Source organism: Brevibacillus schisleri (assembly GCF_055685845.1).
Genome location: NZ_JBVNDM010000001.1, coordinates 2,099,657 through 2,125,688 on the forward strand (window position 1 = coordinate 2,099,657; position 26,032 = coordinate 2,125,688).

Consider the following 26,032-nt stretch of genomic DNA (forward strand, 5'->3'; position numbering starts at 1 on the left):
GTAACGATTTCGTGGACGTGCAACAATTTGATTTTGATCTACCGGAGCATTTGATCGCGCAGCACCCGCTAGAAGACCGAACTTCATCGAAATTGCTCGTATTAGAGAAACAAACAGGGAATATCGTTCATCAGCAATTTACCCATTTAATCGATCACCTCCAAGCAGGGGACGTACTCGTCATGAATGACAGCCGCGTTTTACCTGCCAGATTGATAGGGGAAAAGGCTGACACTGGTGCGAAAATAGAAATCCTTTTGTTGAAATCACTTGGTGAGGATCGTTGGGAGACGCTGGTGAAGCCCGGGAAGCGGATGAAGCCGGGGACAGAAGTGGTTTTTGGTAACGGCCTTTTGCGTTGTGTTTGTGAAGACGTGACAGAGACAGGTGGACGAATCGTGCGCTTTTTGTACGAGGGAATCTTTTATGAGATTCTCGACCAATTAGGCTCGATGCCTTTGCCTCCGTATATTCACGCGCAGCTGGAGGACAGCGAGCGTTACCAGACAGTCTATGCGAAGGAGCGCGGTTCAGCGGCAGCTCCAACAGCCGGGCTTCATTTCACAAAGCCATACTTGGAGCAAATCGCTGCCAAAGGGGTACAGCTGGCTTATGTGACACTGCATGTTGGACTTGGGACTTTTCGCCCTGTATCAGCGGATTCCGTGGAAGAGCATGTCATGCACGCGGAGTACTATGAGATTCCCGAGAAAACAGTAGAGCTGGTGAACCAGGCAAAAGCAGAAGGTAGAAGAGTAATCGCTGTCGGGACGACATCCTGCCGAACATTGGAGACAGTAGGGCGCGCGAATGGAGGAAAGCTGGTGGCAACCTCTGGTTGGACGGATATTTTCATTTATCCGGGCTACACGTTTTCCATCCTGGACGGGCTACTGACAAACTTCCACTTGCCGAAGTCTACGCTCGTCATGCTTGTGAGTGCATTGGCTGGAAAAGAGAATGTAATGCGTGCCTACAAAACGGCTGTCGAAGAGGAGTATCGCTTCTTCAGTTTTGGCGATGCGATGCTAATTTTATAAAAATGTGAACAACCCACCTGTATAAGTGTATACTTATTAGTCAGGTGGGTTTACTTCACCCGGAAGTTTTTCTATAATAGGTAAGACTTACATACATAGCTTGAGGAGTGCAAAGATTTGGCTGTACGCTACGAGTTAATCAAAACATGCAAACAAACTGGTGCACGTCTCGGTAAGCTACATACACCTCATGGGACGATTGACACCCCTGTCTTTATGCCTGTCGGTACACAAGCGACAGTGAAGACGATGAGCCCCGAGGAGTTAAAAGCGATTGGTGCGGGCATCATCCTCAGTAATACGTACCATTTGTTTCTTCGTCCAGGGCATGAAATTGTTCGCGAGGCAGGCGGACTGCACGGTTTTATGAATTGGGACCGTGCCATTCTGACTGATTCCGGCGGTTTTCAAGTATTTAGCCTTAGTAACCTCCGCAAGATCACGGAAGAAGGAGTATCCTTCCGTTCCCACCTAAACGGAGAGAAGCTGTTTATTGGTCCTGAAGAGGCGACACAGATTCAGAACGCGTTGGGTGCCGATATTTTCATGGCATTCGATGAGTGTGCTCCTTATCCTGCGGAGTACGATTACGTAAAAAAATCAATGGAGCGAACAACCCGCTGGGCAGAGCGTTGCCTGAAGGCGCATACCCGTCCAAACGAGCAAGCGTTGTTTGGGATCGTTCAAGGTGGAATGTTCAACGACTTGCGCGCACAAAGTGCACGAGATCTTGTTTCCATGGATTTCCCAGGATACGCGATCGGCGGTTTGAGCGTGGGAGAACCGTTTCCATTGATGTACGAAGTGCTGGAGCATACCGTTCCACTGCTTCCGACAAGCAAAGCCCGCTACTTGATGGGGGTTGGTTCACCAGATGCTCTTATCGAAGGAGCGATCCGCGGCATTGACATGTTTGATTGTGTGTTGCCGACAAGAATTGCCCGCAATGGGACATGCATGACAAGCCAGGGAAGACTGGTCATCCGTAATGCAAAATACGCGCGCGACTTTACCCCGCTTGATCCAAATTGCGATTGCTACACTTGCAAAAATTACACACGTGCTTACATCCGACACCTGGTCAAGTCGGAGGAAACCTTTGGTATCCGATTAACTACTTACCATAACCTGCACTTCTTGGTGAAGTTAATGGAACAGGTGCGTCAGGCGATTGCCGAAGACCGCTTGCAAGATTTCCGCGACCAGTTTTTCGCTCAATATGGATTGGGTGAAGATAGATCTTTTTAATCGAGGGGGATTTTTTTCATGGATGGCTTGACTCAGTTTTTACCGATTATCATCATGTTTGCGATTTTTTACTTCTTGCTGATTCGTCCGCAACAAAAGAAGGCAAAACAACGCAACGCTATGCTTGGTGCTCTGAAAAAAGGCGACAAGATCGTAACAATCGGTGGAGTGCATGGAACGATCCAAGACCTGTCTGATGATACTGTTACGTTGCGTATTGCTCACAACGTAAACGTTACTTTCGATCGTGGAGCGATCAACAACGTAGCTTCTTCCAGCAACGAACCTGCTAAGACTGAACTAACGAAGAGCGAAGAAACAAAAGAAGAATCCAAATAATACATGCGAAAAGCAGGTGGGTGATCCACCTGCTTTTTTCTGTCTGTGCGCCCAGCATGGGCGATAACTCTAGGGTGTAAGTCCCGAACGGGGGTTGGCTGTACCAACCGTTAGCTCAAGGCAAGGGTGTCTACCGTGAGGTGGAATCTGGAGGAAGCCGGCGGCAAAGTCCCGACCTGAGGTACACGAATCCAATTTGAGGCTGTTGTATTCGGGCGAGTCTGCTGAACAAGACGAAGCCCTATACAGCCAAGGAATACAGCAGTAAACTTGGGCAGGTACATGGGATGAAAGTTATCGTTCTTACCTGGGGAGGTCTGCATGAAGTGCCTTCAAATGTTGGTAACCGTCTCCGTAAGGAGTCGCTGAACATGCAGAAGTCAGCAGAAGCCATAGTACCCAAGTATAGGACGCTTGAACGGGGAAGGGCTGAACATTAAGTCAACACATCCGCTAATCACTTTCGTGATCAAACTGTGAAGCAGAATTCCGTAAGGAACTACTCTTGGAGAATAAGGGTGAAGCCCTGAGGGTACAAGAGAGGGCTGAGTATTGACCGACAAGACTAGAAGGATGCGTGCGAAGGAAAGGGTATCGTCATGGAGTTGTTGGAGAAAGTCCTATCACGGGAAAATCTATTAGTGGCGCTCGAAAGAGTGGAAAGAAACAAAGGATCGGCGGGAATCGACAGTGTTTCAACCGAACAACTGCGCGATTATATCCGTGAACACTGGTTAACCATTAAAGAACAGATTATGAAAGGAACCTATAAACCTTCCCCTGTCCGCAGAGTCGAAATCCCGAAAACTGACGGAGGGGTAAGGTTATTAGGTATTCCTACCGTGATAGATCGCTTAATCCAACAAGCCATTCTCCAAGTTCTTACTCCCATATTCGATCCCCACTTTTCAGAATCCAGTTTCGGATTCCGACCGAATCGCAGTGCGCATGACGCTATGAGACAAGCACAATCTTATATTTCCGAAGGATATCGCTTTGTCGTAGATATGGACTTAGAGAAATTCTTCGACCGGGTAAATCACGATATTTTAATGAGTCGGGTTGCCCGAAAAGTAAAAGACAAAGCTTTGTTGAAACTTATTCGCGCATACTTACAAGCAGGCATCATGATCAATGGAGTCTGCCTCTCGGCAGTAGAAGGCACACCACAAGGTGGCCCGCTTAGTCCGTTATTGGCGAACATCCTGCTTGACGACTTGGATAAAGAGCTGGAAAAGAGAGGACATCGCTTTTGTAGATACGCAGACGATAGCAACATCTACGTGAAAACAAAGCGGGCGGGAGAACGGGTAAAAGAGAGTATCCAAAACTACTTGGAGAAGGTACTTAAGCTAAAAGTAAATGAGCAGAAAAGTGCAGTGGATCGACCTTGGAAACGTAAGTTCCTCGGTTTCAGTTTCACTAACGCAAAGCAAGCAAGGATTCGGCTTCATCCAAAATCACTTCTGAAGTTGAAAGAGAAAATCCGCTTCATCACAAATCCGGTATGGAGCATCTCTATGGATGAAAGGATTCGGAAGCTAAACCAGTATCTCATGGGATGGGTTGGATATTTCGCCCTTGCAGATGCAAAGAAAATTCTACAATCCATCGAAGAATGGATACGGCGTAGACTCCGACTTTGCTTGTGGTCTCAGTGGAAGCGAATAAAAACCCGATATCGAGAACTTCGTTCTCTGGGTTTATCACACGTCCAAGCAATAGAAATTGCAAACACCCGAAAGGGTGCGTGGCGTTCCACAAAGACTCCTCAAATACACAAAGCCCTCGGAGTTGCATACTGGCAACAACAAGGGCTGAAAAGTTTAGTACAACGATATTCTGTTCTTCGTCAAGCTTGATGAACCGCCGTATACCGGACGGTACGTACGGTGGTGTGAGAGGACGGGAGTTAGTCACTCCCTCCTACTCGATTGTTTTAGCGGCGTGGCTTGATAACTTTAGGTTTATGCTTGTTGTTGGAATTTGCCGAATTCACGCCGAGAATCCCGCCTAACGCAGCCACTCCAAAAGCACCGAACAAGAACAGGAAGGTTCCCCATTGCATCGGGGCGTCAAAGCCGAGGAAGCCAATCAAGAGAATGAAGAGGAAGTACGTGAGTCCGGTAAGTCCGCCATAATACCAGCCCTTGCCGCCGCAACGACGTCCAGTAACGTATCCCCCGACCAAGAGGGCAATGGCATTGATTACGTACGTAAAATAGGGCAGCGTGCCTTCTCGTATCGAGGTGAAGCTAAGGAGCAGGGTTGCGAGCAACGCTCCAATTAAAACAAGACATGTCGTATACAATAGACCGGTCAGTACAGAGGTGGATGCACTTCGCACGGTATGTACCCCCTTATTGGAAGTGTTTGTACATCTATATGAGAGGCTTGGCTCACGTATTCATCTTCGCGTTGAACATTGAAAGGAATTTTCGTATGATGGATGGGGAACGAGACGGGGGTGAGGAAGATTGATCAAAACGTACTTTTATAACCACTCTGAACAGAAGATGTTTCACGACGTTGATCTGGCAACGAAGGATCAATGGCTGAAATCACCAGAGGATTTGCTCTGGATCGATCTGTATGATGTGGGAAACAATGAACTGCCCTATATTGCCAAGATTTTCGACTTTCACCCGCTGGCAATTGAGGACTGCCTGCACGTCAGTCCACGTGCCAAGGTAGACAAGTACGATGACTACTATTTCTTCGTTTTTCACGCCCTGCGTTACAATGAAGAAAGTGACGACGAGATCACAACGGTAGAACTGAACGTTTTTCTCGGCCCTAACTACATCGTGACGATCCACAAGTCCCCGATGAATACCATCGGTCGGATCGCTGCCATGTGTCACCGCAACATTTCTTACTTAAACAGAGGTCCTGACTATTTGCTGTATGCCATTGTAGACGGGATTACCGATGAATATTTTCCCATTATTGATCGGATTAGTGTGCGGATTGACGAGCTGGAGGACGAGATTTATGAACATCAGATGGAGGAAATTACCGAAGAGTTCCTGGCGTTGAAGCGAACGATTATTTTAATCAGGCGTGTGATCATGCCGCAAAAAAGAATTTTCGCGAACGTCAACGGCCGTTACTCCTTCGACATTTCCGAGGAAAACGTTCCGTTCTACACCGACCTAACAGACCACTTGGAACGGATTTCGGATTCAACGGAAACCTTCCGTGATCTGGTTAACGGTGCGTTGGATACGTACTACACCATCATTAGCGCCAAAACAACCGAGACGATGCGGGTTCTTACCATCATCTCCACAATCATCCTTCCGTTGACATTTATCACCGGACTATTCGGGATGAATACTTTCGCATGGCTGGGTGAAGAAGCAGAACCGTATATGCTGATCGTGGCACTCGTAATTATGCTAGCCATGACGTTTGCCATGCTTCACATTTTCCGCAAGCGAAAGTGGCTGTAATTGGTGCTAATACTTTCCCTGCCCCCTGTTGAACACTAGTATCAAATGTTCTTTGGGGGGCAGCGTAAGTGGATAATCTTACTATGGTGTTACTTCGCACCCTTTTCTCGTATTTTTTCCTCCTGATCTTAGTGCGGTTAATGGGAAAGCGGGAATTGGGAAAGCTGTCCGTTTTTGATGTGGTCATCTCGATTATGCTTGCAGAAATGGCTGCACTGGCGATTGAGGATGTCGATAAGCCTGCTCTTCGGTTTTATTTGCCGATGCTGTTGATTGCCTTATTGGAAGTCGCCTTCGCTTATGTGTCATTAAAAAGCAAGAAATTCCGCGATACTGTGGACGGCTCTGCCGATTTGATTATAGAAAATGGGCAAATCAGGGAGCAGGCGATGCGTCGCAATCGCTTGAACATGGATGATTTGATGGTACACCTGCGGCAAAAAGACGTAAAAAACATTGCCGATGTTGAATTTGCGTTGTTGGAGCCAACCGGACAGATGAGTGTGTTTTTAAAGGAGCAAAAAGAAAAGGTTACCAGGGAAGATCTCGGGTTGATGAAGAAGCTACAGGTCGGTCCTGTCTCATACAAAGGCCTGCCCATCCCACTGATTCTCGATGGCAAGGTGCGAACAGAGGCATTGAGCAAGATCGGACAAAACGAGCTATGGCTGAAACGAGAAATCAGGAAATACGGAATCAAAGACATTCGAGAAGTTTCTTTTTGCAGCATTGACGAGCGTGGCATCATGTATTTGGACAAAAAAGACAAGCCGTAGCAATAAGTGCTAACGGCGAGGGAAGAATGCGGCGAGTTGTTCGCCGATCCACGGAATGCGCCGGACGTCTTGCTTGCCCAAGACGCGCATGGCGATGAGTAGGACAATGTACAGCAACATGCTAATGAAGGTACTTGCGGTCAATAGCTGTCCAATCGAAATGTCCGTAAACCAGTGCTTGGCAATGTAGGAACCGGAATAACCCATGAGCAGCATGGCAACCGCGATTTTGCCGAATTCCCGAAGGTCGACCGTAAAACCAATTTTTTTGATCAGGCTGGCAAAATGCAATAACGTCCCAAGCGTAATGCCGATATTAAGAGCAATGACAGCGCCGTGAATACCGAATGATGGATGTGCCGTGAAAAAAAACATGGCGACAGTTTTGATGATGGCACTGATCAGTGTATTTCGAAAGACGACCTGAGCGTAATCGAGACCTTGCAAAGCGGCGGCAAGAGGGGCTTGGAAAAACAGGAAGACGGAGAACGGTGCCAGCTCTTTTAGCAGCACGCCAACCTCCCGATACTCATTGCCGTAGAGCAGGACACATAAGGGTTCTGCAAAAATAGTGAGTAAGACGGTACAAGGTGCTCCAATGACGAGTGTTATCCGCATGGCTTGATAAATGCGGCGATGCACGAGTGGAGCATTTTTTTGATAGGCCGCTTCCGCTACGGCAGGAACGAGGGAAACGGACAAGGAATACGTTAAAAAAGTGGGGAAAAGCACCAAAGGAACGGCCATTCCAGCAAACTGCCCGTACAAGCTAGTAGCAGTCGAGGTGGTAAAGCCTGCAATGACGAGTGCGTACGGTACGAGCATCGGCTCAAGCACGTAAGCAATGGAGCCGATGACGCGGCTAAGCGTGACAGGGAGTGCGACATGGATGAGTTGCGACAAGCTCTTTTTGCTTGCTGAAACCGTCATGAGAAGAGGCTTATCTAGAAGCTGAGCTGCTGCTTTTTTGCTGCCTTTGCGATACTGCCAGAGAATGTACAAGAGTCCGGCGGCTTCCCCAAAAATAATACTGGCGACAGCCCCTGCTGTGGCGTACTCAATGCCTTTAGAAAGAAACGACATCGTCATGACAACGACCAGTGCCATTCGGACGACTTGCTCCACAAGTTGAGAGACGGCTGTAGGGATCATGTTTTGCTTGCCTTGGAAGTATCCTCGCAGGACAAGGGAAATGCCGGAAATCGGGATGACCGGAATGGCTGCGAGCAGAACAATGTGTGCACGAGGGTCTGCGAATAGCATTCCGGAAATCCATTGTGAGAACAAGAGAAGCAGGACGCAAATGAAGAGGCTAATCCCGCCGGCAACCGACAAGGCTAGTAACAAAAATCGGTGAGTCAGCCGCGGATTATTAGCTGCTTCCGTCTCTGCCACTTGCTTTGCAATGGCAACCGGAAGTCCGAATGTCGTCACAGTAATCAGAAAGTATAAAAGGGGCACAACCATCTGATAAAGCCCCATTCCTTCCGCTCCGATAATGCGCGACAACACGATCCTGTGAGCAAAGCCAAACACTTTGGTGATGCCACCAGCAATAATGAGGATGACCGTTCCGTAAAAGAAGGATTGTTTCATGGAAGGCTCCTTTGCAAGGATAAATTCACTCAGTAAAGAATATGGACGTGCCGCTGTCGGCATGACTACTTTGAGGGGGAAAATTGGGATGGACCAAGCGCAAAAACAGGAATGGTATGGGCAAGTCGTAAGTCTCTGTGTAAGCAAGGCAGAGGAATTTGCTCTTTTGGGGTATGACAACGTGGCGCCTGAAGACGTTTGGGAATGCGTCACGAATGGCTATAAAGAAATGCCACCGATACATCAGCTTGTCAACGACATTTTGTCCTTGAAGCCTAACAAGTACATGAATTACCTCATGATTCAAATGTACAAAAATTCTTAGTGATTTTATAGAAACTTCCGGCCGCCCTCTTCGTATACGTACATGTCGCGAAAAACGCAAGGGGTTGGTTACCATGGTTTACATTCCCAGCAATAATTGACACGTTTTTTTGTACTTCGTTATAATGGGCATATTGGTTTCTCGTCTAGGACGGGACCCTGTTAGGAAAGAGGGGTATTACTACTATGGTTAAATGGGGAAGATTCCTCCTGTTTCTGGTCGTTGTAGGGCTTTTGGCTACGCTTGTAGCGACTACGACCAAGCAGGTGGCAGGAAACATCACACTCGGTCTGGATCTGCAGGGCGGGTTTGAGATTCTGTATGAGGTAGAGCCTCTCGAGGCTGGGCACAAAGTTGATATCGAGCTTTTGAAATCAACAGCTCACATGATTGAAAGACGGATTAACATCGGTGGCGTAGCTGAGCCAGTCACCACTACCGAATTGCCAAACCGGATTCGTGTTCAAATCGCATCACAATCAGCGGATCAGGACAAGCTTCGCGAGTTGATCGGGAAGCCTGCTCATCTGACATTCCGTGATGAAAAAGGCAAGATTATGTTGCAGGGAAGTGACTTGGCTCCAAACGGGGCAGCAGTTGGTTATGACGACCTGAAACGCCCGCTCGTTACCCTGAAATTCTCTGACCCGAAGAAGCTAGAAGAAGCTACACGTGCAAACCTGCACAAGCCAATGGCGATCTTTTTGGATGAGACGATGCAAACTAATCCGACCATTCAATCGGTCATTTCTGGTGGTAGCGCGCAAATTACTGGAAATTACACACAGGAATCGGCACAGGAATTGGCTGATCTGCTGAATTCCGGTGCGATGCCAGCCAAACTGATTGAGAAGCAAGTAACCTCGGTGGGTGCTTCCTTGGGAACTCTGGCTCTGGAGAAAACCATGTATGCAGGGTATATCGGGGCTGCGCTGATCTTTATTTTCATGCTAGTTGTTTACCGTATGCCAGGTATGATTGCAAACATTACCTTGGCTGGATTTACCTATTTTTGTATGGTCGTACTCGACTGGATGCATGCAACGCTGACGCTGCCAGGTATTGCTGGATTTATTTTGGCCGTAGGGATTGCCGTGGATGCCAACATCATTACCTATGAGCGCATCCAGGAAGAAATCCGTTCTGGCAAGACAGTCCTCTCTGCCTTCCGTGCAGGTGAACGCCGTTCCTTGATTACGATTATCGATGCTCATGTAACGACACTGATTGCAACGGGCGTTCTGTTTTTCTTCGGGACGAGCTCCGTACAAGGCTTTGCTGTTGTATTAGCGATGACGATTATCGTAAGTATCATTACCAACGTGTTTGGGTCCCGCTTCCTCCTCTGGCTGGTTGTCCGTTCCAACATGTTTAAAAAGCCGTTCTGGTTCGGGGTAAAGGAGAGTGAGATCCGTGAGCTATGATAAAGACCATACTGTAATCAGATTTGACATCGTGAAAAATCGCAGGAAGTTTTTCATCGCTTCTTCTGTGATTATTATCATCGGCCTTCTGTTTACGCTATTTCAAGGTCTTCACCTTGGCGTTGACTTCAAGGCAGGAACTCGCTTAGATATGTTCATTGGAAAAGTATTCAATCCGACAGATGTAGAAGAAGTGATCAAAAAAGAGGTTCCTAATGTGAATTTCAGTAAGGTCACTCCGTATGGTGAAAATCAAGCCTACACACGTTTTGACCAAACCATTTCATCCGACACACTGATGAAACTGGAAATGGCTCTTAAAGCAAAATACGGTGAGCAGGTCTCGAAGCAGGTTTCGTCGGTTGATCCGAGTATTGCGCAAGAGATGGTGCAAAAAGCAGCGATTGCGGTTGCGATTGCTGCTGTGGGAATTGCCATCTACATCGCGATCCGCTTCCAATGGCTGTTCGGTATTGCATGTGTGGTGGGGCTTGCGCATGACGTGTTTATTCCGATTGCGTTGTTCTCCATCCTCGGGTTGGAGGTAGACATTACCTTTATCGCCGCGCTTCTGACGATTTTGGGTTACTCGATTAACGATAAAATCGTTATTTTTGACCGGATTCGGGAGAACTTGAGAACAATGAAATCCAAGACAATTCCTGAACTGGAACATCTGGTGAACGTGTCGCTGTGGCAAACGATGCGCCGTTCTGTATACACGGTAGCGACTGTATTCTTCACAGCTCTTGCACTGGCTGTTTTGGGAAGCGAGAGCATCCAGAACTTCTCCTTGGCCCTGCTGTTCGGTCTGGTGAGTGGTACGTATTCCTCTATTTTTATTGCAGCCCAAGTATGGGTGAATTTGAAAGAACGGAATATGAAAAAGAAAAAAGAAGTAATGTAACGGTGGACATAACCGCAGGTGAACCCTGCGGTTTTTCTATTCTCTGTTTCTGTATTTGCCGCAGTTTGAAGCCGTATGAGAGTTTTGCATAAAACGGTATGTTTTATGCAGTTGTCAGCTTCCTGCTCCATCCACTATAATGAATGAGGATTGGAGGAAAGCCCATGCTGAAAGCGAAAACACGCTGGAAACTGGCCACCTATGATGAGCAGCTTGCTGCTAGTATCGCCGCAGATTGCCAGCTTACTCCGCTCGTATCCAAGCTACTGGTGATACGTGGCATTGATACATCACAAAAGGCTCGTGATTTTTTACAAGCCGGTCCAGAATTGTTTCATGACCCTTTCTTGCTGGATGGAATGGAACAAAGCGTGCATCGCATTCAACAAGCCATTCAAAGGCAAGAACCGATTTGCATATACGGCGATTACGACGCCGATGGGGTTAGCTCCACATCGCTAATGGTACATCTACTGCGCCAACTCGGCGCTGTTTTTGACTACTACATTCCCAACCGTTTTACAGAAGGGTATGGGTTACATAAAGACGCCTTGGCACATCTGCATCAAAGCGGCTATAAACTGATCATCACTGTTGATACAGGGATCAGTGCAGTCGAACAGGTAGCGTACGCGAACCAGTTGAGTCTTGACGTCATTGTAACCGACCATCACGAACCTCCGGCAGTCATCCCGGAGGCATTTGCTGTGATTAACCCCAAGAAGCCTGGTTGTTCGTACCCGTTTGATATGTTGGCGGGAGTGGGGGTCGCCTTTAAAGTAGGGCATGCCTTACTGAAGGAGCCGCCTCTGCATTTGGCTGATTTGGCTGCATTGGGGACGATAGCGGATCTGGTGCCGTTGGTAGATGAAAATCGCATTCTTGCTCGAGCAGGATTAAAGCGCTTAAATCATACAAGGAACCTTGGTCTGCAAGCCTTAATCCGAGTTTGTGGGTTGGCCGATACTGAGCTGTCTGCTGGACATGTAGGCTTTGCGCTTGGACCGCGTCTGAATGCGAGTGGAAGGCTGGAGACGGCTGAATCCGCTGTGAAACTGCTGACGACTTCAGATATGGACGAAGCAGAGAAATGTGCCCAGGCGCTGGACGACTTAAACCGCGAACGTCAGGAAATCGTTGCAGAGATGACTGAGGAAGCTGTCCAGATGGTGAATGAGCTGTATCCGCCAGACCAGAACAATGTTCTCGTTCTGGCTAAAGAAGGCTGGAACGTGGGCGTAGTAGGGATCGTAGCTTCCCGATTGGTCGAGCTTTTTTATCGTCCAACGATTGTGCTTGGCATCGATCCCGAAAAAGGAACGGCAAAGGGCTCGGCGAGGAGCATTGCAGGTTTTGATATGTATGAAGGTTTGACTGCTTGCAAGGAATGGCTACCGCACTATGGCGGTCATACAATGGCAGCGGGGATGACCTTGCCTGTAGAAAATCTCGATTTATTACGCCAAAAATTGAACGAGCTCGCTGGAGAGTGGTTGTCCACCGAAGACTTCACACCGATGACCAAAGTAGACGTTGCGATGAGTATGGAAGAGATCAGCTTGACCGCAGCGGAGCAACTCGAACAGCTCGCCCCATATGGCATGGGGAATCCAACACCGCTCGTTTTGTTAGAAGAAGTAGAAACACAAGGAATGCGCACCATTGGGCGAGATGACAATCATTTGAAGTGTACATTGAACAAAGCGGGAACCTCTTTGGATGCAATTGGCTTCAACTGGGCACATGTAACAAAGAGAGTAACGCCCAAGGCACGTTTTCACGTATTGGGAGAATTGTCTGTAAACGAATGGAACGGAAATCGAAAGCCTCAGCTGACGATCCGTGATTTGTCTGTTGGACACCAGCAAGTGTTTGACTGGCGAGGCAGTCGTGACAAGATAGAGAAATGGCAGCAAGTGATGACGGAGTCCAATTCGGTGACGATTCTGTTTCGCGAGGAAAGCTATGAACCATTGGCAGCGAAGGCGACAAGCGATCAGGTGAATTCCTTGATCGTGGTTGGTCGAGAGGGGACGAATATCACAGCCTCTTCCAACGTGATTTTGTATGATTTGCCGACGCGCCGTTCCGAATTGGAAGTGGTTCGTGTCTTGCTCAAACAAGCGGAGCGAATATACTGTTTGTTTGGTGATCCGGATTTAGGAATGGAGCGGCTTTCCTGTCCGGGCCGGGATCATTTTAAACAGTTGTACCAGTTTTTCGTGCAAGTGCCAACTGTTAAAAAAATCCATATGGATGCATTGGCCAGAAAGCTGCAATGGAAAAGAAATCTATTGGACGGCATGATCGCCATTTTTATGGAGCTGGAGTTTTTAGCGGAGGAGGCCGAGCAGTACACGCTGCAGGCCAATACTGCCAAAAGGCCACTCGAGAGCTCTGTGCTCTACGCGAATTGGAAGGAAGAGGCACAGCTCGCGACGGATTTATTACTTTCTTCTTCCGATGCAATGATTCAAGCGCTTCATCAATTGGTGGAACCAACCACCGTTTAGGAGGAATTTTTCATGGATTTTAAACAATACATTCGAGTTATCCCAGATTTTCCACAGCCAGGTATTCGTTTCAAGGACATCACTACTCTCTTGAAGGATGGTCCTGCTTACAAAGCTGCGATCCAAGACTTGGCTGTCTTCGCTCGTGAAGTACAAGCAGACGTAATTGCGGGTCCAGAAGCTCGTGGATTCGTAGTAGGTGCGCCATTGTCGTACGAAATGGGAATTGGCTTTATACCGATCCGCAAGTCTGGCAAGCTGCCATATGAATCCATCAAGGCGAATTACGACCTGGAGTATGGAAAAGATGCGCTGGCTGTACACGTGGACGCTATCCAGCCAGGTCAGCGTGTTCTGATTGCAGACGATTTGCTGGCGACAGGTGGAACCATTGAGACAACAATCAATTTGATTGAGCAACTTGGAGGCAAAGTAGTAGGAGCGGCCTTCTTCATCGAACTGTCCTACTTGGATGGACGTAGCAAAATAGGTGAAATTCCTATCAAATCGCTCGTTCAATATTAATTGATGCAACAAGGAAAAACGGGTGAAATGCCCGTTTTTTTCTTTTTTCTGCGACTGTACATACTTTACAGGGGAATTCAGCTTTACAAGACGAACGACATACAAGATAATAGTATGAAATAGACAGACATGATACGTGCAAGTAAGCCTTCGCCTGCGCCAAAAGACTTGGCAACGCCCAAGTTTTCTAGACGTATAGGAAAGTTCAAGTGCTTCACAGTGCGAAATGCGTCCAGGCTTAAACTTTCCGGAGCGCATCACGAAGTGCCTCAGCGTCTGCTTCCGGCAATACTTCGGTGAAACTTTCCGCTATAATGCGGTCGCTCCTCCGTGAGAAGGCCTCGATCGAGGTTATTTTACTGAGAGGATAAGGGAAGGGAACTATGATTACCGGCATTGATGAGATAGTAAAAAAAGCAAGCACCTATTTATCACAAACGGATATGGACCTGATTACACGTGCCTATCAGCTAGCCGAAAAAGCGCATGAAGGGCAAATACGCAAATCAGGCGTTCCTTACATTATGCACCCAATCGCCGTGGCGGGTATTCTTGCAAACCTGCACATGGATGCCGTTACGATTGCGGCTGGATTTTTGCATGATGTCGTGGAAGATACCGAGATTACGCTTGATCATCTCCGTGAGCAGTTCGGACCGGATGTAGCTCTCCTGGTAGATGGAGTGACCAAGCTGGAAAAAATTAAATACAAGTCCAAAGAAGAGCAGCTCGCCGAAAACCACCGCAAGATGCTGGTTGCCATGGCGCAGGACATCCGCGTCATCATGATCAAGCTGGCAGACCGTCTGCACAACATGAGGACACTTCGGCACATGTCGGAGGAGAAGCAACGCGAGATTTCCGATGAAACCCTGGAAATCTTTGCGCCACTCGCTCATCGCTTGGGGATCGCTTCCGTCAAATGGGAACTGGAAGATACGGCGCTTCGGTATTTGAATCCGCAACAGTACTATCGGATTGTGAATTTGATGCAAAAGAAACGGGTGGAGCGTGAAGCCTACCTGAATGAAGCATCGGATACGATCAGAGAAAAGCTGGGCGAGTTAAACATCGAGGCAGAAATTTCGGGACGTCCGAAGCATATCTACAGCATCTTTAAAAAGATGACGAGACAAAACAAGCAGTTCAACGAGATTTATGATCTGCTTGCGTTGCGAATCATCGTGAATGACATCCGCGACTGTTATGCGGTTCTCGGTATCGTGCATACCCTGTGGAAGCCGATGCCAGGCCGATTCAAAGATTACATTGCCATGCCAAAGACGAACATGTACCAATCGCTTCATACCACAGTGATTGGCCCAAAAGGTGAGCCATTGGAAGTGCAAATCCGCACGTGGGATATGCACCAGACAGCAGAGATCGGGATCGCGGCTCACTGGGCGTACAAGGAAGGCAAAAGCATCGTGCAAGGCTCTTTTGCAGAGAAGCTGGGTAGTCTGCGGGAGATTATCGAAGGTGGGTCGGAAGAAGCTCCGAACGCGCAAGAGTTCATGGAGAGTCTCAAGCAGGATCTTTTCTCCGATACGGTTTTCGTCTTCACGCCAAAAGGCGATGTAGTCGAGTTGCCAAAAGGCTCCGTCCCGCTAGACTTCTCCTATCGGATTCACTCGGCGGTAGGAAACAGAACGATTGGCGCCAAGGTGAACGGCAAGATTGTACCGCTTGACTATGCGATGAAAACAGGCGATATCGTCGAAATCCTGACGTCCAAGCATTCCTACGGTCCTAGTCAGGACTGGCTAAAGATGGCCAAATCCGCGCATGCTCGAAATAAAATTAAGCAGTGGTTTAAAAAAGAGAAGCGGGAAGAGAACGTCGCCAAAGGTCAGCAAATGGTGGAAGCGGAGATCAAGTCGCGCAGCTTTGACGTAAAAGAAGCGATGACGGAAACGAACCTGAAGGAAGCAGCAGCTCGGTTTAATTTCCAAGGGGCAGAAGACATGTTTGCCGCTGTGGGCTATGGCGGCATTACGGCTTCGCAAATTGCGACTCGTCTCCTAGACAAACTCCGTCGGGAGCGCGAAGAACAAAACCCGACCATTCCTGAGGTCAAACCGAATCCAGCAAATCGCTCTGTCAAGAGCGAGTCTGGCGTCAAAGTTCGTGGCTTGGATAATTTGCTCGTCCGTATTTCTCGTTGCTGTACACCTGTCCCAGGCGACCAAATTATCGGTTTCATCACGAGAGGTCGTGGGGTATCGGTGCATCGACTGGACTGTCCAAACGTACTGACTGACGAATGTACAGAGCGTCTGATTGATGTCGAATGGGATACAGATTTCAAGCATAATTTCCATGTAGAGATCGAGATCACAGGCAATGATCGGAGCGGACTGTTAAACGATGTATTGCAGGTTGTGGCTGAAACAAAGACGAATATTGCGGCTGTCAGTGGCAAGTCCGATAAAAATCGAGTGGCAACGATTCATATGACCATCTCGATTAGCAATGTGGATCATCTGTTGAAAGTAGTAGAGCGTATTAAGCGCATCAAAGATATTTATTCGGTTCGCCGGATACTGAGCACCTGATCCCTCGTGGATTGGGTGTTCTTGTTTAGCGAAGGGGAAGGATGAATCAGTGTGAGAGTTGTCGTACAAAGAACGAGGGAAGCGAGTGTGACCGTAGCAGGAGAGATTGTCGGGCAAATTGATCACGGCTTAATGCTGCTGGTAGGAATTACGCATGAAGACACAGAAAAAGAAGTAGAATTTGTCGCAGACAAAATTGCGAACTTGCGTATTTTTGAAGACGAGGAAGGCAAAATGAACTTCTCTGTTTTAGACAAGGGTGGTCAAATTTTGTCCGTATCACAATTTACGCTGTATGGCGATTGTAGAAAGGGCAGAAGACCCAACTTTATGGCTGCCGCACGACCAGAGCAGGCTGAACCGTTGTACGAGCTGTTTAACGCCAAGCTGCGGGAAAAAGGGCTCCAGGTGGAAACAGGACGCTTTGGTGCAATGATGGACGTGCGTTTGTTAAATGATGGCCCTGTCACATTGATTGTGGAATCATAGGCACAACCAAGGGGATGAAAACATGGCGCAAGAAGCATTGGTGATCGGTGCGAGTGGCATGCTTACAGAGGTTTCCCGATGGCTGGCTCGCCAAGGTTATCAAGTAACGGTGCTTGGGCGTGATCCAGTCAAATTAAGTCGTATCAGAGACGGTTCCATTCATCCAGAGTCGATTCATTTGCTGTCTCAAGACTATCAGCAGACAGACAGCTTGCGGCAGTCTATGGCCGAGCTCGTAGAGAAGAGAGGGCCAATGGATGTGGTTGTCGCGTGGATTCATTCGACTGCACCACAAGCACTCTCTGTGATCGTGGAAGAACTGTCGCGTCCTGAGAAGAGCTGGCAATTGCTGCATTTGTGTGGGAGCGGTGCTTGGAAAAATTCACCAGCAAAGCCGACATCAGAAGTTTGTATATATCGACGGGTCATCCTCGGTTTTACATGTGCAGGTGAGCATTCACGCTGGCTGACGAATGATGAAATTGCGGCTGGGGTGATTGAGGCTCTGCAAACAACTGAACAACAAGTAATCGTCGGTCAGGTCGAGCCGTGGGAAAAACGCCCGGCTTATTAATCCATTTCGAAATAGCGAAGTCAAAAACAAAAAAACGATTGCACTCGGCAATCGTTTTTGTCGTTTCAGTACGAAATCGGGTCAGTGAATATAATTGGCTGTAGGGAGGATCAGATTTTTGACGATCAGGTTCACAGAAATCGGCTTTTTCCCGACTTCTCGTGCCCATATCGATAGCTGTCCGACATGGTGAATTTCATGAGCGATCATGTGCCGCATAATTTCACCCCATGTGTACGTAGCGATGCTGCCGTCTGGCTTCGTGTCCTGAAAGGCTTTTGTTTCCATACTTTCATCCCAATTGCGCAAAAATTGAAGCACATCCGGGCGAAAAGTCGCCTCCAGCTCACAAACCTTTTCCAACCGGTTGTAGAGGTTGAAGCTTTCTTGAAAATCAGGCCTTCCGAGCATGACTTGAATCCAGCTCCACTCTACATCAATGACATGGAACAGGGTATGCAAAATCCCCCCGACACCTCCGATGCGCGGACGAAGCAATTCTTCTATCGGAACGTCCTCACACCATTTCAGCCATTCTTCACGAACAATCCAATTGTACTCAAACAATGTTTTAATAGAAATCACTCCATTTTCAAAGGTTAACTTGTGATCACCTGCGTCCATACCGTGCGATTACTGTTATTGTGATTGTTTTTCATCCGTCATCACTCCTTTCAATGCCTTATGATATTCGCAAATCCTTTGGGAATTCCTGCCTGTCTTGCCTTGATGCGATCAGATGTGCCATAAAAGAAACCCCCATACGAGAGAGCTTGAGACAGCTTCTTTCGCCTGGGGGTTTTGTAAGGGAGGGATCAGCCTCCCTGATTGCTTTGTGTATTAAAGTACTGGACAATCCCTTTGAACAGACCTTCTGAGGCAAGATCCTGCTGTTTCTCGGAACGTGCGCGAATCTCATCGTTGTAGTTGGATAAGAAGGAGATCTCAGCCAAAATGGATGGCACCGGGTTTTCGCGTAGAACGAAATAGTCTCCGTACCGATAATTCATGTCCTTGTAGCTCGTCGCTTTCACCAGTTCTGTTTGAACGAGGGAGGCGAGCTTGCTAGAGTTACCTTGGCTGTAGTAGAAAATAATCGAGCCATTCGTTGCAGAGTTAGGATGCGTATTATGATGGACGCTGACAAAAATATCAGCCTGATTTTGAATCGCGATGTCGACACGCTGTTGCAGGGTCAGTTTGCGATCATCAGCCCGTGTCATGATGACTTTGGCACCTGCTGCTTCCAACTTGTTGCGCAGGAGCAGAGATACTTGCAGATTGACCGTTTTCTCTAAAGTAGAGAAGCTGGAGCCAGTCGAACCACCATCTGTGCCACCATGTCCAGCATCGATGACGATGACTTTACCGGCAAGATCATTACTGCGTACCACTGCTGGCGCACCGTTAGCTGAAACGAGCCAGCCTGCAATGTAGCCAGTGGAGCCGTCAGGGAAGTTTACTTGGAACCACTCGCCTGATTTATTGGCAATCCCGTATTTCTCGCCGGGCTGTACCTGTTTGATAACATTGTGATCGGTACTCGGACCAGAACGAACATTGGTATCTGGATTCATGATCGTCACGTATGGGCCACTCGGAGTAGGCATGCTTGGTTGGTCCACCGTAATGTGCTGGCCTGCCACCCAGCCAGTTTTTCCGTCCGCCGCTTTGATGCGGTACCAGTCTCCTTGTTTTTCCAAAACGGTCAGCTTGCTTCCGACGGGAAATGTAGTTTGAATGGCACTGCTTGTGTTCGGTTCACTGCGCAGATTCAACCCGTCGGTTTTTACTGTGGCGGTTTGACTGGAAGAGGACGGTTGTCCAGTCTGAGGTTGCGTGTTCCCATTTCCATTTTCGGGCAGGGTCGGCTGACCTGTGTTCGGGTTGGTTTGATCGGTGGAGAGCCAAGCATTGACTCCATCGTAAGGGAATTGAATCCAACTATTTTGTCTGTTCAAGACTGTGATTTTCTCGCCCGCATGTAGTTGACCGATTGCAGGTGTACTGGCATCTGGCGTGGCGTATACGTACGGAGCGAAATCCAAGGTTAGGCTGGTTCCTTGTAGTGCAGGAGGCTTCGGTTGTGAGTCAGTACCCGCTGGATTGGTCGTTGGAGGCGTACTACCTGTAGAGGGAGGAGGAACTGCTTGTCCCGTACCTACTTCTTTTACAAGCCAGTTTGCGACCCAGCCTTTTGTTCCTGCGTTGAGTTGAATTTGGAGCCATTCGCCACTCGTTTGAACGACGGGGTAGCGTGTTCCTGGATTGATGGTTTGTACCACTGCATATGTCTGACCTGGTCCAGAACGAACATTGAGATTCGTTGTGGTGCTCTCCACTTGCTTGGCAGATACTGTTGCTGGCTTCTGTTGCTGTTGCTGTGTGCTGACGAGCCAGTTCGCTACCCAACCGCTCTGACCGTTCGGAAGCTTTACTTGAATCCAGTCATTTTTGGTGGAGATGACAGGCAGCACAGTTTTGTTCGGCAGTGAAGTGACGATAGCGTCTTGGAGGCTGGGACCTGAACGGACATTGAGCTTGTCCACGGTGACCTGAACAGAACCGGCGGCCCAGGCTGCAGAAACGGGGAGGGAAATGGCACAGATGACAGTCAGGAGACTCATCAGGATCTTTTGACGAACAAACACGATAGACATCCTTTCCGAAATACGTAGCTTTTTAAATTCATTGCGATCTTGCATGTTTTTGCCAAAATAATCACTTCGCTATTTCTCCTGCTTTTTCCTGCAAAATACGACAAGGTTCTGCATGGGTTCCCTGATTGCTTTTTAGCTGGCAAGGCAATACTAGATTTTACTAGATACTAGCGAACGCAGCTTTTCAGGAGGAATTTATCGTGAGACAGTCAAAGAAGGAAACATTCGCGCAAGGATTGAATCGGCAGTTTTTGTCTGTTGATTTTCAAGACGATTTAGAGAAAGAAACGTCACTACAAAATGCGGAAATGGCCCAAGATTTTCATCCGGGCTTACGGGATATCCAACACCCTCGGCAGAAACGGAAATAACCGTTTTTGTCACCTTGCACACGATGCCACAACTTGTCTAGTTGACCCGAGTAATTCTCGTCGGCTATGATGAGGAGTGGCATTTTTGAAAAAAGCAGGTGAACTCCATGATACAAATGATATGTGAGGGACACGCATTCGAGCGGGAACTCTCCTTAATTCTCGCATTATTTTATGAAGATCCAGCACTCACTTTTGTGCCCGAGTGGACAGATGAGGCTGATTTGAAAATCAAGCTGGCATTAACCGTACGTGAAAATGGAGTCGTAGCTTCGGGAGAATTATACGATGGCAAGCGAAGCATCTCCCATCAGGTGGAGCGAGACTACGTAGCACGTGATGAGAAAGCGATGAAAAAGACGGCCAAGCAAGCGCTATGCTATGCGCTGTTATTGATGCTGGAAGAATACACGGGCATGGAGCAAGGCTGGGGAATTTTGACCGGGATACGCCCGACGAAACTGTTGCATCAGTTGAACGCCGCTGGTGTAGACAGACAGGAAGCACACAAGAGATTGCAGCAAGATGTGATTTTGCGTCCATACAAGCTAAAGCTTTTGCAAGAAATCGTAGACAAGCAGCTTAACGTCGTGCCTGATTTGTATGAGATTGACCGCGAGCTATCGGTCTATATCGGTATTCCATTTTGTCCGACGAAGTGTGCGTACTGTACGTTTCCTGCTTACGCGATTCGCAGTCATACGGCTTCGGTTAATCCGTTTCTCGAAGGTCTCCATTACGAGATGGAGCGGATGGGGGAGTGGCTTCGGGCGAATGACCAACGGATCACGTCTATTTATTTCGGTGGCGGAACCCCTACGAGTATTACCGCAGATGACATGAATCAGCTGTTTGAGACGATGCATCGTTCGTTTCCACACATGGGAGATGTACGTGAGTTGACAGTTGAGGCAGGAAGACCCGACACGATTACACGCGAAAAGCTCGATGTCATGAAGCGGTGGGAAGTGGATCGGATCAGCATTAATCCACAGTCGTTCACGCAGGAGACGCTCCAGGCAATCGGACGTCACCACACCGTCGAAGAGACGATTGAGAAATACCATCTGGCTATGGAGATGGGCTTGACAAATATTAATATGGACCTGATCATCGGGCTGCCAAACGAAGGCGTATCCGAGCTGGCACACAGTCTCCAAGAGGTAGAAAAGCTGATGCCTGCCTCGCTGACGGTGCATACGCTGTCGTTCAAGAGAGCATCTGAGATGACGCAAAACAAAGACCGCTACAAGGTCGCCAGTCGCGAAGAAATTAGCAAGATGATGGAGATGGCTTCCGATTGGACAGCAGCGAACGGTTATGACCCGTACTATTTATATCGTCAGAAAAACATTTTGGGAAATCTGGAGAATGTCGGGTATGCCAAGCCAGGGCAGGAAAGCATCTACAACATCATGATCATGGAAGAGGTACAAACCATCCTTGGTCTCGGCTGTGGTGCGGTTTCCAAGCTGATGGCTCCAGGAAGTGGCAAGCTGACGCGCTTTCCGAACCCCAAGGACCCGAAAACGTACAATGATACGTACAAGGTTCTGGTTGAAAACAAGCTCCGTGATTTGGTTGAAATCTATTCGGGTGCGAGACTGGCTGGACAGGTATCTGGCAAGTAAGTGATGGATATACTTGTTCTTAATAAAAAAAGTTTTATTTGAGCGCCTGTTGACGGCTGTTGGCGGGTTTGCTATGATTCACATTAAGCTTTTTTATTGAATAAGAAATGATCTGATGACGGGAACAAGTATCCAGGAACCGGATGCCCAGAGAGAAAGCGCCGTGGCTGAGAGTGCTTTCGTATAACGGCTTGGTGAATGACATCCCTGAAGACCGCAGTGAACGGCTGAAAGAAATCTCTTTCCCCAGTAACTGGCAGGCGTGTGCCGGCGTTAACGGCTAATAAGTGGGATAGCCTTTTGAGATGTAGGGCTATTCAAACAGGGTGGCACCACGGGAGTATAACCAGTCTCTCGTCCCTGACATGCGGCGATTTGCTAAATGTCAGGAGACGAGGGGCTTTTTTGTTTGTTCATAAAGAAAGGTTCCTTGATCCTGAAGGTTTGGCTTTAGCCCGAGTTTTTGAAAAGACATGGAGGTTCGAGAGGAATGACAAGAATCCAGATCCCACGCGGTACGCAGGATATCATGCCTGGTACTGTAGAGCTGTGGCACTACGTGGAGGCCAAGGCCCGCGATCTGTGTCGCCGCTCCAATTACGCGGAAATTCGTACGCCGCTGTTTGAGAGCACAGAGTTGTTCCAACGGGGTGTAGGCGAGACTACGGATATCGTGGAAAAAGAAATGTACAGTGTAGCCAATCCGCGCAGTACGGATGCTCTCACGCTGCGTCCAGAAGGGACAGCGGGTGTTGTTCGCTCCTACGTGGAAAACAAGCTGTACGGTGTGCCTAATCAGCCTACCAAGCTGTACTACTTAGGACCGATGTTCCGTCACGAGCGTCCGCAAGCAGGCCGCTATCGCCAATTCGTCCAATTCGGTGCAGAAGCGATCGGTTCAAGCGATCCAGCAATCGATGCCGAAGTCATTGGCCTTGCGATTCGTCTGTATCAGGAGCTCGGATTGACAGGACTTTCTGTGGAGTTGAACAGCGTAGGTACAGGAGAAGACCGGGCACGTCACCGTGAGCATTTGCTCGCACATTTGAACGGCGTTCGCTCCGAGCTGTGCGAGGATTGCCAGTCTCGTATCGATCGCAACCCGTTGCGCGTACTCGATTGTAAAAATGAAACATGCAAAAGACTGACGATGGACGCTCCGTCCATTTTAGACTACTTGAGTGAAGAATCTGCGGCACACTTCGAAGCCGTACAAAACTATTTGACCGCACTGGATATTCCGTTTCATGTAAATCCACGTCTGGTTCGCGGTTTGGACTACTACACACTGACCGCATTTGAAATCAAAATGGCGGAGATCGGTGCGGTAGAAACACTTTGTGGCGGTGGGCGCTATAACGGACTGGTTGCAGAGCTGGGCGGCGACGATATGCCGGGCATTGGCTTCGCACTCAGTATCGAGCGTCTGCTGTTGGCTCTGGAAAAGCAAGGTGTTCAACTGCCGACCTCAGGTGGCATCGACTGCTTCGTAGTGGTGCAGACACCGGAAGCGAAAACAACAGCTTTCGTCCTCGTTGACCAATTGCGCCAAGCAGGAATTGCGGCTGAGCTGGATTATCTGGATCGGAAAATGAAAGCACAGCTGAAGCAAGCAGATCGTCTACAGGCACGTTTTACGGCGATCATTGGTGAGTCTGAATTAGCGAACGGCACGGTTGTTCTAAAGGAAATGGCAACAGGCGAGCAACAAGAAGTGAAACGAGAGGAACTCGTTGCGGTACTCGCTGCAAAAGCAAATCAATAAAACAAATTGTTGGGGGAAATGATCATGTCTTGGCAATATCGCACCGTACATGGTGGAGAAGTAACAACAGCACACGTTGGACAGGAAGTCGTACTGAACGGATGGGTACAAAAGCGTCGCGACCTCGGAGGCGTCATCTTCATCGACTTCCGTGACCGCACTGGCATCGTCCAAATCGTATTCAACCCGGAGTACAACAAAGAAGCTTGGGAAGCGGCTGACAAGGTTCGCAGCGAATACGTACTGGTTGTAAAAGGGAAAGTGGTAAACCGTGCACCGGAAGCAGTCAATCCAAAGCTGAAAACAGGCGAAGTAGAAGTGCACATCTCCGAAATCGAAATCCTGAACGATGCAAAAACGCCTCCGTTCCTGATTGAAGATGAGATCGATGTAGATGAACAAGTTCGTCTGAAATACCGCTACCTCGACTTGCGCCGTCCAGAAATGCAGCGCTCCCTGCTTTTGCGTAGCAAAGCAGCAAAAGCTTTCCGTGACTACCTGGATGAGAACAACTTCCTGGAAATCGAAACACCAATTCTCCAGAAGAGCACGCCTGAGGGCGCACGTGACTACCTCGTGCCTTCCCGTGTACACCCAGGCGAGTTCTACGCACTTCCACAATCGCCACAGCTGTTCAAACAGCTTTTGATGGTATCCGGTTTGGAACGCTATTACCAAATCGCTCGTTGCTTCCGTGACGAAGACCTGCGTGCTGACCGTCAGCCTGAATTTACCCAAGTGGACATTGAAACCTCTTTCCTGTCTATGGAAGAAATCCTGCCAATGATGGAAAAGATGGTCGCTCACGTGTTCAAGCAAACGGTTGGGGTAGACGTACCGACTCCATTCCCTCGTCTCACGTATGCGGATGCCATGGCGCGTTACGGTTCTGACAAACCAGACGTACGCTTCGGCATGGAGCTGACAGACGTATCTGATCTGGTTGCGACAAGCGACTTCAAGGTGTTTGCAGCAGCTGTAGCTGGCGGCGGACAAGTAAAAGCGATCAACGCAAAAGGTTGCGGACACTACTCTCGTAAAGAAGCAGACGACTTGGGCAAATTCGCTTCCCGTTATGGCGCGAAGGGCTTGGCTTGGATCGGCTTCAAAGACGGAGAGGTCAAAGGGCCAATTGCGAAATTCTTTAAAGAAGAAGAGCTTAACGAGATGAAAGCACGCTTGGCGGTAGAAGAAGGCGACCTGCTCCTGTTCGTTGCTGACAAACCAAAAGTAGTAGCAGATGCACTGGGTGCCCTTCGTTCCAAGCTGGGTGCAGAACTTGGTCTGATTGACCAAAGCCAGTTCGCTTTCCTGTGGGTAGTAGACTTCCCGCTGGTTGAGTGGGATGAGGATGCAAAACGTTACGTTGCCCTGCACCATCCGTTCACGCGTCCAAAAGATGAAGACCTGCACCTGTTCGACACCGATCCAGGTCAAATGCGCGCACAAGCGTACGACATGGTTCTCAACGGATACGAGCTCGGCGGAGGTTCCATGCGGATTTTCAAGCGCGAAGTCCAAGAAAAAATGTTTACTACACTTGGCTTTACACCAGAAGAGGCGCGGAAACAATTCGGCTTCCTCATGGATGCATTCGAATACGGTACACCTCCACACGGTGGAATCGCTCTTGGCTTGGACCGTCTGATCATGCTCTTGGCTGGACGCACCAACCTGCGTGAAGTCATCGCATTCCCGAAAACAGCAAGTGCGAGCGACCTGATGGTAAAAGCTCCAGATGTCGTAGACGGAAAACAATTGAAAGAGCTGTCCATTGCAACAATTGTCACAGAAGAAGAAAAGGTGGAAGCGTAATCGACTTGCGCAACTGCATTGCTC

At 48.5% G+C, this 26,032-nt stretch carries 22 protein-coding genes; 18 read left to right on the plus strand and 4 right to left on the minus strand.

The window, feature by feature from the left end:
• The first annotated feature begins 11 nt into the window (after window positions 1–11).
• The 4 genes from queA (at window position 12) to ltrA (ending at window position 4,489) form a co-directional block, all read left to right on the plus strand.
• Window positions 12–1,040, plus strand: coding sequence for a tRNA preQ1(34) S-adenosylmethionine ribosyltransferase-isomerase QueA (gene queA, locus ACUUHJ_RS10425; RefSeq protein ID WP_472298856.1), 1,029 nt, complete (start codon window positions 12–14; stop codon window positions 1,038–1,040).
• A 117-nt stretch (window positions 1,041–1,157) separates the two neighbouring features.
• The gene (tgt, locus tag ACUUHJ_RS10430) at window positions 1,158–2,288 is read left to right on the plus strand and encodes a tRNA guanosine(34) transglycosylase Tgt (RefSeq protein WP_012685587.1); all 1,131 of its coding nucleotides are present in this window, start codon (window positions 1,158–1,160) and stop codon (window positions 2,286–2,288) included.
• A gap of 18 nt (window positions 2,289–2,306) precedes the next feature.
• Window positions 2,307–2,627, plus strand: a complete 321-nt coding sequence (gene yajC / locus ACUUHJ_RS10435; RefSeq protein ID WP_016739221.1) for a preprotein translocase subunit YajC — start codon at window positions 2,307–2,309, stop codon at window positions 2,625–2,627.
• 599 nt (window positions 2,628–3,226) lie between these two features.
• Entirely contained in the window at window positions 3,227–4,489 is a 1,263-nt protein-coding gene (gene ltrA, locus ACUUHJ_RS10440) for a group II intron reverse transcriptase/maturase (protein ID WP_106834678.1), read from the plus strand.
• A 77-nt stretch (window positions 4,490–4,566) separates the two neighbouring features.
• Here the strand turns inward: ltrA and ACUUHJ_RS10445 are convergent, their stop codons facing one another.
• A complete protein-coding gene (locus ACUUHJ_RS10445) occupies window positions 4,567–4,974 on the minus strand; it encodes a TIGR04086 family membrane protein (protein ID WP_012685589.1) in 408 nt (135 codons plus the stop codon).
• Between the two features lie 130 nt (window positions 4,975–5,104).
• Here ACUUHJ_RS10445 and corA point away from each other — a divergent pair, with 130 nt between their 5' ends.
• Together corA and ACUUHJ_RS10455 are read left to right on the plus strand one after the other, a co-directional pair.
• Window positions 5,105–6,082 carry a magnesium/cobalt transporter CorA gene (gene corA / locus ACUUHJ_RS10450; RefSeq protein WP_007717563.1) on the plus strand — a complete coding sequence of 326 codons (978 nt, stop codon included), beginning with the start codon at window positions 5,105–5,107 and terminating at the stop codon, window positions 6,080–6,082.
• A 68-nt stretch (window positions 6,083–6,150) separates the two neighbouring features.
• Window positions 6,151–6,858 (plus strand): DUF421 domain-containing protein, encoded by a 708-nt coding sequence (locus tag ACUUHJ_RS10455; protein ID WP_289677200.1) that lies wholly within the window; start codon window positions 6,151–6,153, stop codon window positions 6,856–6,858.
• Window positions 6,859–6,867: 9 nt separating this feature from the next.
• Here ACUUHJ_RS10455 and spoVB read toward each other — a convergent pair whose 3' ends face one another.
• Window positions 6,868–8,454 (minus strand): stage V sporulation protein B, encoded by a 1,587-nt coding sequence (spoVB, locus tag ACUUHJ_RS10460; protein ID WP_289677201.1) that lies wholly within the window; start codon window positions 8,452–8,454, stop codon window positions 6,868–6,870.
• Window positions 8,455–8,542: 88 nt separating this feature from the next.
• Between spoVB and ACUUHJ_RS10465 the strand changes: the two genes are divergently transcribed.
• From ACUUHJ_RS10465 to ACUUHJ_RS10500, 8 genes are all read left to right on the plus strand, one after another.
• Window positions 8,543–8,779 (plus strand): post-transcriptional regulator, encoded by a 237-nt coding sequence (locus tag ACUUHJ_RS10465; protein ID WP_172142895.1) that lies wholly within the window; start codon window positions 8,543–8,545, stop codon window positions 8,777–8,779.
• A gap of 185 nt (window positions 8,780–8,964) precedes the next feature.
• Complete coding sequence (secD, locus tag ACUUHJ_RS10470) at window positions 8,965–10,203, plus strand: protein translocase subunit SecD (RefSeq protein ID WP_289677202.1); 1,239 nt, start codon at window positions 8,965–8,967, stop codon at window positions 10,201–10,203.
• The gene (secF, locus tag ACUUHJ_RS10475) at window positions 10,193–11,110 is read left to right on the plus strand and encodes a protein translocase subunit SecF (protein WP_289677203.1); all 918 of its coding nucleotides are present in this window, start codon (window positions 10,193–10,195) and stop codon (window positions 11,108–11,110) included. Before secD ends, secF begins: the two co-directional genes overlap by 11 nt.
• 164 nt (window positions 11,111–11,274) lie before the next feature.
• A complete protein-coding gene (recJ, locus tag ACUUHJ_RS10480; protein WP_472298857.1) occupies window positions 11,275–13,623 on the plus strand; it encodes a single-stranded-DNA-specific exonuclease RecJ in 2,349 nt (782 codons plus the stop codon).
• Between the two features lie 12 nt (window positions 13,624–13,635).
• Window positions 13,636–14,148, plus strand: a complete 513-nt coding sequence (locus tag ACUUHJ_RS10485) for an adenine phosphoribosyltransferase (protein ID WP_016739232.1) — start codon at window positions 13,636–13,638, stop codon at window positions 14,146–14,148.
• 383 nt (window positions 14,149–14,531) lie between these two features.
• The gene (locus ACUUHJ_RS10490) at window positions 14,532–16,703 is read left to right on the plus strand and encodes a RelA/SpoT family protein (protein ID WP_289677205.1); all 2,172 of its coding nucleotides are present in this window, start codon (window positions 14,532–14,534) and stop codon (window positions 16,701–16,703) included.
• Between the two features lie 51 nt (window positions 16,704–16,754).
• On the plus strand, window positions 16,755–17,192 hold the full coding sequence (gene dtd / locus ACUUHJ_RS10495; RefSeq protein ID WP_047072750.1) for a D-aminoacyl-tRNA deacylase: 438 nt from the start codon (window positions 16,755–16,757) through the stop codon (window positions 17,190–17,192).
• A gap of 22 nt (window positions 17,193–17,214) precedes the next feature.
• On the plus strand, window positions 17,215–17,766 hold the full coding sequence (locus ACUUHJ_RS10500; RefSeq protein WP_289677206.1) for a short-chain dehydrogenase: 552 nt from the start codon (window positions 17,215–17,217) through the stop codon (window positions 17,764–17,766).
• A gap of 81 nt (window positions 17,767–17,847) precedes the next feature.
• On the opposite strand, the gene ACUUHJ_RS10505 is transcribed toward ACUUHJ_RS10500, so the two are convergent.
• Both ACUUHJ_RS10505 and ACUUHJ_RS10510 read right to left on the minus strand, forming a co-directional pair.
• A complete protein-coding gene (locus ACUUHJ_RS10505) occupies window positions 17,848–18,390 on the minus strand; it encodes a DinB family protein (protein ID WP_472298858.1) in 543 nt (180 codons plus the stop codon).
• A 191-nt stretch (window positions 18,391–18,581) separates the two neighbouring features.
• Window positions 18,582–20,471, minus strand: a complete 1,890-nt coding sequence (locus ACUUHJ_RS10510) for an SH3 domain-containing protein (RefSeq protein ID WP_472298859.1) — start codon at window positions 20,469–20,471, stop codon at window positions 18,582–18,584.
• A 155-nt stretch (window positions 20,472–20,626) separates the two neighbouring features.
• On the opposite strand from ACUUHJ_RS10510, the gene ACUUHJ_RS10515 reads away from it, so the two are divergent.
• The 4 genes from ACUUHJ_RS10515 (at window position 20,627) to aspS (ending at window position 26,008) form a co-directional block, all read left to right on the plus strand.
• Complete coding sequence (locus ACUUHJ_RS10515; RefSeq protein ID WP_012685602.1) at window positions 20,627–20,797, plus strand: hypothetical protein; 171 nt, start codon at window positions 20,627–20,629, stop codon at window positions 20,795–20,797.
• A 107-nt stretch (window positions 20,798–20,904) separates the two neighbouring features.
• Complete coding sequence (locus ACUUHJ_RS10520; protein ID WP_289677209.1) at window positions 20,905–22,428, plus strand: coproporphyrinogen III oxidase; 1,524 nt, start codon at window positions 20,905–20,907, stop codon at window positions 22,426–22,428.
• Between the two features lie 490 nt (window positions 22,429–22,918).
• Entirely contained in the window at window positions 22,919–24,193 is a 1,275-nt protein-coding gene (hisS, locus tag ACUUHJ_RS10525; protein WP_289677210.1) for a histidine--tRNA ligase, read from the plus strand.
• Window positions 24,194–24,217: 24 nt separating this feature from the next.
• Complete coding sequence (gene aspS, locus ACUUHJ_RS10530; RefSeq protein ID WP_289677212.1) at window positions 24,218–26,008, plus strand: aspartate--tRNA ligase; 1,791 nt, start codon at window positions 24,218–24,220, stop codon at window positions 26,006–26,008.
• Window positions 26,009–26,032: the final 24 nt, after the last annotated feature.